The organism is Caloramator sp. (assembly GCF_020054765.1).
Lineage (GTDB): Bacteria > Bacillota > Clostridia > Clostridiales > Caloramatoraceae > Thermobrachium > Thermobrachium proteoclasticum.
In genome coordinates, this window is record NZ_JAIHAO010000026.1 from 19339 (window position 1) to 27796 (window position 8458).

At 33.1% G+C, this 8458-nt stretch carries 7 protein-coding genes; 6 read left to right on the top strand and 1 reads right to left on the bottom strand.

Features of this window, described 5'->3' with window-relative positions:
• Positions 1-227 precede the first annotated feature (227 nt).
• The 5 genes from fdhF (at position 228) to glgP (ending at position 6988) form a co-directional block, all read left to right on the top strand.
• Entirely contained in the window at positions 228-2894 is a 2667-nt protein-coding gene (gene fdhF / locus JG776_RS08815; RefSeq protein ID WP_291966690.1) for a formate dehydrogenase subunit alpha, read from the top strand.
• Positions 2895-2947: 53 nt separating this feature from the next.
• Positions 2948-3802 (top strand): formate/nitrite transporter family protein, encoded by an 855-nt coding sequence (locus tag JG776_RS08820; protein ID WP_291966693.1) that lies wholly within the window; start codon positions 2948-2950, stop codon positions 3800-3802.
• A 73-nt stretch (positions 3803-3875) separates the two neighbouring features.
• Positions 3876-4472 (top strand): molybdenum cofactor guanylyltransferase, encoded by a 597-nt coding sequence (locus JG776_RS08825; protein ID WP_291966695.1) that lies wholly within the window; start codon positions 3876-3878, stop codon positions 4470-4472.
• A complete protein-coding gene (fdhD, locus tag JG776_RS08830; protein ID WP_291966696.1) occupies positions 4472-5236 on the top strand; it encodes a formate dehydrogenase accessory sulfurtransferase FdhD in 765 nt (254 codons plus the stop codon). Before JG776_RS08825 ends, fdhD begins: the two co-directional genes overlap by 1 nt.
• 129 nt (positions 5237-5365) lie before the next feature.
• Positions 5366-6988: an alpha-glucan family phosphorylase gene (gene glgP, locus JG776_RS08835; RefSeq protein WP_291966698.1), complete on the top strand. Its 1623-nt coding sequence runs from the start codon at positions 5366-5368 to the stop codon at positions 6986-6988.
• 205 nt (positions 6989-7193) lie between these two features.
• Here glgP and JG776_RS08840 read toward each other — a convergent pair whose 3' ends face one another.
• Entirely contained in the window at positions 7194-7781 is a 588-nt protein-coding gene (locus tag JG776_RS08840; protein WP_291966700.1) for a cytochrome b5 domain-containing protein, read from the bottom strand.
• Positions 7782-7918: 137 nt separating this feature from the next.
• On the opposite strand from JG776_RS08840, the gene JG776_RS08845 reads away from it, so the two are divergent.
• On the top strand, positions 7919-8326 hold the full coding sequence (locus JG776_RS08845) for a hypothetical protein (RefSeq protein WP_291966702.1): 408 nt from the start codon (positions 7919-7921) through the stop codon (positions 8324-8326).
• Positions 8327-8458 lie beyond the last annotated feature (132 nt).

The following is an 8458-nucleotide window of genomic DNA, read 5'->3' on the forward strand; positions in this document are numbered from 1 at the left end:
TTTTTATATTTTTATAGAAGTTAAGAAAATCTATACTTTTCTTTATTTGAGCAGTACTACCCTGTAATATAATTAACATTTTATTTTTTGTACTATTGTAAATAAATTTTTGTTAATTTTAATTAATAAAAAATATAATAACAATAAATAATATTGCGAAAAATTACAATTAACGGTAAAATATGAGTGGTGTGTTAACTATTTAACAAGTATTTAGGGGGGATTATATGATAAACCTAACCATTGATGGAGTAAAAATTTCAGTTGAAGAAGGAACGACAATACTTGAAGCTGCAAGATTGATTGGAAAAGATATTCCAACTCTTTGTTACGATGAAAGATTAAAGCCCCACGGTGCTTGCAGAATATGTGTTGTAGAGGTGGAGGGAGCAAGAAGCCTTTTAGCATCCTGTTCAACTCCTGTTCAGGAGGGAATGGTTGTACATACTGAATCAAAGAGCGTTATAGAGGCAAGAAAAACAGTGTTGGAGCTTTTAATTTCAAACCATCCATTAGATTGTTTGACCTGTGAAAAGGCTGGAGACTGTAAATTACAGGATTACTGCTATAGATATGACATTAAAGAGGACAAGTATGGTGGTGAAAAAATAAAATATGAAATAGACGATAGCAATGAATTTTATGTTTGCGATCAAAATAAGTGCATACTTTGTGGAAAGTGTGTTAGGGTATGTAATGAACTACAATGTACTGGTGCCATAGGTTTTGCAAAACGTGGATTTTATACTCATATAGCAGTTCCCTTTGATAGAAAATTATATGAGTCTGATTGTGTTTCTTGTGGTAACTGTGTTGCAGTATGTCCAGTTGGAGCTCTAACTGTTAAAAAGAGGGACAAGTATAGAGCTTGGGAGGTTAAAAAGGTTAGAACAACCTGTTCCTACTGTGGTGTTGGATGCCAGATGTATCTACTTGTAAAGGATGATAAGGTAGTAGGTGTAGAACCTTGTTTTTCAGAGCCTAATAAAGGTCTTATGTGTGTAAAGGGAAGGTTTGCATACAACTTCATAAACCATAGAGATAGATTGAAGAAGCCACTTATAAAGAAAAACGGAGAATTTGTTGAAGTTGAGTGGGATGAGGCATTAGATTATGTTGCATCAAGACTTAAGGAGATTAAAGAAAAGTACGGCCCAGATAGTATTGCAGGCTTTGCATCTGCAAGATGTACAAATGAAGATAACTATATGTTCCAAAAGTTTATGAGGGCTGTAATTGGAACAAATAATATAGACCACTGTGCAAGACTCTGCCACGCTACAACTGTTACAGGTCTTGCTACAACCTTTGGAAGCGGTGCTATGACAAATAGTATAGGAGAACTTGAGATGGCAGACTGTATATTTATAATAGGTTCCAATACTACTGAAACACATCCTGTTACAGCAACTTATATAAAAAGGGCAAAATTAAATGGAGCAAAGATTATTGTAGCAGATCCAAGAGAAATAGAATTGACAAAGGGCGCAGATGTGTTTATGCAGCTAAAACCTGGAACTAATGTCGCACTACTTAATGCAATGATGAATGTGATAATTGATGAAGGCCTTGAAGATAAGAAGTTTATTGAAGAAAGATGTGAAAATTTTGATGAACTTGTAGAGATAGTAAAGCAATATACTCCAGAGAAGGTAGAAGAGATAACAGGAGTGAAGGCAGAGCTTATAAAAGAAGCAGCAAGGCTTTATGCAATGAGCGAAAAATCAAGTATAGTATACTCAATGGGAATAACTCAACATTCATCAGGTATTGAGCACGTGTATTCAGTTGCAAATCTTGCTATGCTATGTGGTAAGATTGGTAAGGAAGGCTGTGGAGTTAATCCACTTCGTGGACAAAATAATGTTCAGGGATCCTGCGATATGGGATGTCTGCCAGACGTATTACCAGGTTATCAAAAGGTATTTGTAAAGGAAAACCTTGAAAAATTTGAAAAGGCTTGGGGAGTTAAACTTTCAGATAAGGTTGGATTGACTGTTCCTGAAGTGTTTAAAGCAGTACACGATGGAAAGATAAAGGCACTTTATATTATGGGAGAAAATCCAATGGTTTCAGACCCAGATATAAAGCACGTAGAAGAAGCATTAAAATCCTTAGAATTCCTTGTTGTTCAGGATATATTCTTAACAGATACAGCAAAGCTTGCTGATGTTGTTTTACCTGCTGCAAGTTTTGCTGAAAAGGATGGAACATTTACAAATTCAGAAAGAAGAGTTCAAAGGGTTAGAAAAGCAATAAAGAATGTAGGAGAAGCAAGAGAGGACTGGAGAATTATTAAGGAATTGATGCTAAGATTTGGGTATGAATGCAGCCTAAATTCATCAAAGGATGTAATGGAGGAGATTTCAAAGCTTACTCCACAATATAGGGGTATAGACTACGAAAGAATTGAGGGAAAGGGACTACAGTGGCCTGTTTTAGACAAGAATCACAGTGGAACACCAATACTTCACGTAGAAAAATTTGCAAGGGGTAAGGGATTGTTTAAACCAGCTTATTATAAAGAGGCGGCAGAAACACCAGATTCTGAATATCCTTTGATACTTACAACTGGTAGAGTTCTATATCATTATCATACTATGACAATGACAGGCAAGAATGAAGGTTTAATGAATATAGTTGGTGAGTCATTTGTGGAAATAAACCCAATGAACGCTTCAAAGCTTGGTATTAAGGATGGAGAGATGGTTGAGGTAACATCAAGAAGAGGAAGTGTAAAGGTTAGAGCAAAGGTTACAGAGAGAATAGAAGAGGATGTAGTATTTATGCCATTCCACTTTAAGGAAGCAAATACTTTAACTAATACAGCATTGGATGAAGTTACAAAGGAACCGGAATTAAAGGTTTGCACTGTAAGAATAAATAGGTTATAATAAGGGAGGTTCTCTCCCTTGTTATAATTTTATCAATAGAAAGGAGATGCTGTATGGAAAAAAGAATGTTAGTACCAAATGAAATTGTTGATGAAACAATTGCTGCTGGTATAAAAAAATCAAAGCTTAAGACTCTACAAATGATTATTTTAGGAATTATAGGTGGTGCTTTTATTGCACTTGGAGGTTATTCTTCTGCTGTTGCCAGCCATTCAATAGAAAATTTTGGTGTAGCAAAGTTGGTGGCGGGTACGGTCTTCCCAGTTGGACTTATGATGATATTACTTGGGGGAGGAGAACTTTTTACAAGTAACACAATGATTTTGGTTGGTGTTGTTGATGGTAAAGTAGAGCTTAAAAAGATGTTTAAGAATTGGTTTTTTGTTTATTTTGCCAATCTTTTAGGTTCAATAATAATATCATATTTAATATTTGCTTCAGGTGGACTTGATGTAAATGGTGGTAAGCTTGGGGCCTATGCATTAAAGGTTGCAGCATATAAGGGAAGTTTACCCTTCAATAAAGCCTTTACAAGTGGTATACTATGTAATATATTAGTTTGCATAGCGGTATGGATGTCTTATGGTGCAAAGGATGTTATTCACAAGATATTTGCTGTATGGTTTCCTATTATGGCCTTTGTGGTTGCAGGGTATGAACACTGTGTTGCAAATATGTATTATTTTTCAATAGGTCTATTTGCAAAAACTAACCCAGCTTATGTAGAAATAGGTCATTTCACAGCTGAAAAATTATCCCATATATCAATTGCTTCAATGATACAAAATTTAATTCCTGTAACTTTAGGAAACATTGTTGGCGGGGCAGTATGTATTGGTCTTATGTACTATTTAGCACTAAAGAGAATTCCAGCAAAAGTTGAAGTAAATAAAGGATTAAAAATGTAATTATAGATTAATTTTTAATGAGTGCCATGAAAAATAGTTTTTTTTCATGGCACTTTGGTTAAGGGGTGGTTTTTTGAAAAAGTTTTCTACAGCAGCTATTCTCTGTGGTGGCAAAAGTACAAGAATGGGTTTTGATAAAAGTAAAATAGTAATTAATAATAAGTTATTAATTGAAGATATTGCAGAAAGGCTAAATAAAGTATTTGATGATATAGTTTTTATTACAAATGATAAAAATAAATTTAATACAAAATATAGAGTTGTTGAGGATGTTATAAAGAATTGTGGCCCAATTGGTGCAATTTATACAGCTCTTTTAAGCTCTAAGTCACAGTATGTTTTTGTTATTGGATGTGATATGCCTTTTGTTAACTTAGATTATATTAAATATTTGATTGAGGTTTTAAATAAAAGAGAGGTTGAATGTTTAATAACTCAAAAGGGTGGATTTTTTGAGCCTCTATACTCCTTTTATTCTATAGATATAAAGGGAAAATTAAGGGAGGCAATAGATAGTGAGAGATTTAAGATAATGGATGTAGTGAAGGATTGTAGAGCTTTATATACATCCGATGAAGAGGTTGAAAGATATATATCTAAGGAGGATATGTTTACTAATTTAAATTACAAAGAAGATTTGAAAAAATTAAAAAATGGGGGAATTTTTTAATGGATGTTATAAGCTATAAAAAAATATGTGTTTTTAAGGACGGAGAAAAAATAGAAAAGGATGATAGTATAATTGTTGAAAGACCTATAAATTTATATATAAATAACTATTATTTTACTACACTTATGTGCCTGCCTCAAGATTTAAAGGAGCTTTCAGTTGGATTTATAAAGACTGATGGAGTTATTGAAACGTTTAATGAAATAGATAATATAAGTGTTTTAGATGAAGGTGTTTATATAAATCTTGTGGATAAAAATAGAGAAATAAAAAGAAAAGAGAGTGCATTAACCTCAGGATGTGGAAGGGGAAGCGTTCATATAAGCCTAATGCGTAGTGAAAATTTAAAAAAGGTAGAGAGCGATAAAAAGTTTTTATCAGGGGATATATTAAGTAATGTTAATAAATTTAATAAAGAGAGCAGCTTGTTTTTAGAGACAGGTGGAGTACATAGTGCTGCTTTATGTGGGAATAATATAATTGTTAGAATGGATGATATAGGTCGTCATAATGCTATTGATAAAGTTATAGGCTATGGACTTGAGAAGGGAATTGAGTTTTATGATAAATATATAATCACATCTGGAAGGATATCATCGGATATGGTAATTAAGGCATCAAGAATAAACCTTCCATTAATTGTTTCTCATTCTGCACCAACATCTTTGGCAGTTGATTTGGCAAAGATGTGCAATATAACACTTATAGGTTTTGTTAGGGGAAATAGATTAAATGTTTATACTATGTTTGAAAGAATTGTGTAATGAATTTTATGTATCTTGTATAAATTTCTTTTATTTTAAAATTTTTTGTATGCAATCGATTGCATTTTTTAAAAGTATAGTGTATAATAACCCTTGTAAGATTAATTAAACGTTTAAGGAGGATAAGAAATGAGCAAGAAGTTACCAACTGCGGCATATTTCTGTATGGAATACGGTCTTGATACAAACTTTAAGATTTACTCAGGCGGACTTGGGATATTAGCAGGAGATATTATAAAGGCAGCAAAGGACTTAGAAGTTCCTATGGTTGCTATAGGTATTAAGTGGAAGCAAGGTTATGTTGATCAATACATAGGAGAAGATGGAAAGACTGTTGACACTTATCGTGTTTATGAATACGACTTCTTAGAAGATACAGGAGTTAAGGTACCAGTTGAAATAAGAGATAGAAAGGTATGGCTAAAGGTTTGGAAATGTGAAAAGTTTGGAAACATTCCATTATACCTACTTGATGCAGATTTAGATGAAAACTCAGATAGACTACTTACTGCACAACTATATGGATGGTTTGCAGAAGAGAGAGTTGCTCAAGAAATAATACTTGGTGTAGGTGGAGTTAGAGCACTAAGAGAGCTTGGAATAGATGTTGATGTATATCACTTCAACGATAACCACCCAGTATTTGCAGGACTTGAGCTTATAAGAGAAAAGATGGAAGAAGGAATGAGCTTCAATGAAGCATTAGAAGCAACAAGAGAAGAAATAGTATTTACAACTCATACTCCTGTTCCAGCAGGAAACGAAGTTCATCCACACAGATTACTTGAATATATGGGAGCTTATCTACATTTAGATTATTGGCAAATGAAGAAGCTTGGTGGAGACCCATTCAATATGACAGTTGCAGCACTTAGAATGTCAAGAATAGCAAATGGTGTTGCTCAACTTCATAAGGAAACAGCAAATGAAATGTGGTCATTTGTTGAAGGAAGACCAGAGATACTTGGTATTACAAATGGTGTACACAATGGTACATGGCAAGATGCAAGAATAAGAAGAGCATATGAAGAAGGTGAAGACCTACTTAAGGTTCACCAAGAAATTAAAAAGGAATTAATTGCTTTTGTTGAAAAGAGAACAGGTGTTAAACTTGATGCAGATAAGTTATTAATTGGTTTTTCAAGAAGAGCTGCTCCATATAAGAGAAGTAACCTTATATTCACTGATGAAAAACTAATAGCTCCATATTTAGAAAGTGGAAAGATACAAATAATATTTGCTGGTAAGGCACATCCAAACGACTACACAGGAAAGGGTATAATAGCTGATATAGTTAAGTATGCTAAGAAGTATCCAAACAGCGTTGTATTCTTAGAAAACTATGATATGGAAATAGGTGCAATGTTAACAAGAGGATGCGATATATGGTTAAATAACCCAAGAAGACCACAAGAAGCATCAGGTACATCAGGTATGAAGGCTGCTATGAACGGTGTTCTAAACTGCAGTATATTAGATGGATGGTGGCCAGAAGCTTGCAACCATGGAGTAAACGGATGGCAATTTGGTGATGGTAAGGGTGTTGACGACTTCGAAACACTTGAAGAATTAGATGCACATGATGCTAAGTGCCTATACAATGTTCTTTTAAATGAAGTTGTTCCAACTTACTATGAAAATAAGGCTAAGTGGGCAGAAATGATGAGAGAAAGCATTAAGTCAACTCAAGAAAAGTTCTCAGCTGCAAGAATGGTTAAGGAATACTATGATTTAATGTATATAAAGAAATAAGGCTAATTGGCCTTATTTCTTTTTGTTGAAAAAGTTATATATTGATTAGCCCCATGAAGGATTTTAAGGAATCGGTTCATTTCGCAAAGCAATTCTAAGCTTTTCTTTGTTTGAAAAAGTCCTACCCTTTTCATGGGGCTTTTTCATACTTTAGCTAACAAGTAGGTTTGTAAACAATCTGAATAAGGCAGTAGGCATTATTTCTTTATTTTAGTTTACCAACTGGTGTAAGTTTTGATAGGATAGCTTCTTTATTATCGTGGCAGCTATTTATCTCGTCTGTTAAATCGCGTCCTGCCACAAGTCCAAAGTGTACTCCATCAAGCCAAGTTCGGTTTTTTGTAACATCATAAATAATTCCATCTATTGCAACATAAGCAGGGTTTCCGTTTGAACCATCAAATTTTAATAGTTCATCCTTTGTTAAAATTAATTCAGCCCTTTGGTCTTTAATTAGTTCCTTAATCAAATTACATTTTATATTTATAAGTTTGGTTACTAATTCCTTTGTGTTATCATCTTCCCCTCTTAAAATTTCTGTATAACTATTAATATCATCAATTAGGGTAATAATAGCTTCTTCTTTGTCTCTTCTTTCATAACGAGGTTCATCAATTTCGATGTTTATGTCGTATTGTGAGAGTAGTTTTGCTAAGTTGAGTAGAATATAACTGTGTTCTATAGAGATGTTTTTCATATCTATTCCCCTTTTGTCTATTGTAAAGAGAATATTTGAAGTATTCTTTTCTCTATTTATTATGTTAATGAGTGAGGATATTTTTTGTATATCCATACTACACCTCCAATAAAAGTTCTATCATATTAAAATATGAAAAAAATATTGAAAATAGAATAGTAATATTCTTTTTAGTTGAAAACTATTAATATATTGTGATATTATTAGATTTGTGCAAATTGGAGGTGTGACAGGTGTTAAAAGCAGCAGTTAAAAGTGTAGACTTGATAAATAGAATAGAAAATGTTTTAAGGGGAAGAAAAAATCTTATGTTCTATGATGGAAAAAGAGATGGGCTTGATGAGAATGTAGCCTTTAAATATTTTTATTCAAGTCCTAAGAATGCATTGGATTTTATAAATGTTGATATATTTGAAAGTCCTAAGGACTGTGTCTTTGGTGTAATAAATGTAATAATGGATTATGATGGTGGATACGAAGAATGTGGCAGTGATTATGGAAATATCGCAGTAGAAAAAATACAGATTAGAGGCGTTGATAAAATAAAAGTAGAGCTTTTATTAAATAAATGTGGTATTACAAATATAGAGAATGCAATAGAGTTTTTTGAAGGATACATATTTAATAAGACCTTGATATAAAAAAGCCTTGAGAAATCAAGACTCAGGCTGCTGAAAAGTTATATATTGATTAGCCCCATGAAGGATTTTAAGGAATCGGTTCATTTCGCAAAGCAATTCTAAGCTTTTCTTTGTTTGAAAAAGTCCTACCCT

Excerpts from the sequence above, each read along its gene's own strand:
- JG776_RS08840 (WP_291966700.1), bottom strand. The coding sequence starts at position 7,781 with ATGGATATACAAAAAATATCCTCACTCATTAACATAATAAATAGAGAA.
- fdhD (WP_291966696.1), top strand. The coding sequence starts at position 4,472 with ATGGATGTTATAAGCTATAAAAAAATATGTGTTTTTAAGGACGGAGAA.
- JG776_RS08820 (WP_291966693.1), top strand. The coding sequence starts at position 2,948 with ATGGAAAAAAGAATGTTAGTACCAAATGAAATTGTTGATGAAACAATT.
- glgP (WP_291966698.1), top strand. The coding sequence starts at position 5,366 with ATGAGCAAGAAGTTACCAACTGCGGCATATTTCTGTATGGAATACGGT.
- fdhF (WP_291966690.1), top strand. The coding sequence starts at position 228 with ATGATAAACCTAACCATTGATGGAGTAAAAATTTCAGTTGAAGAAGGA.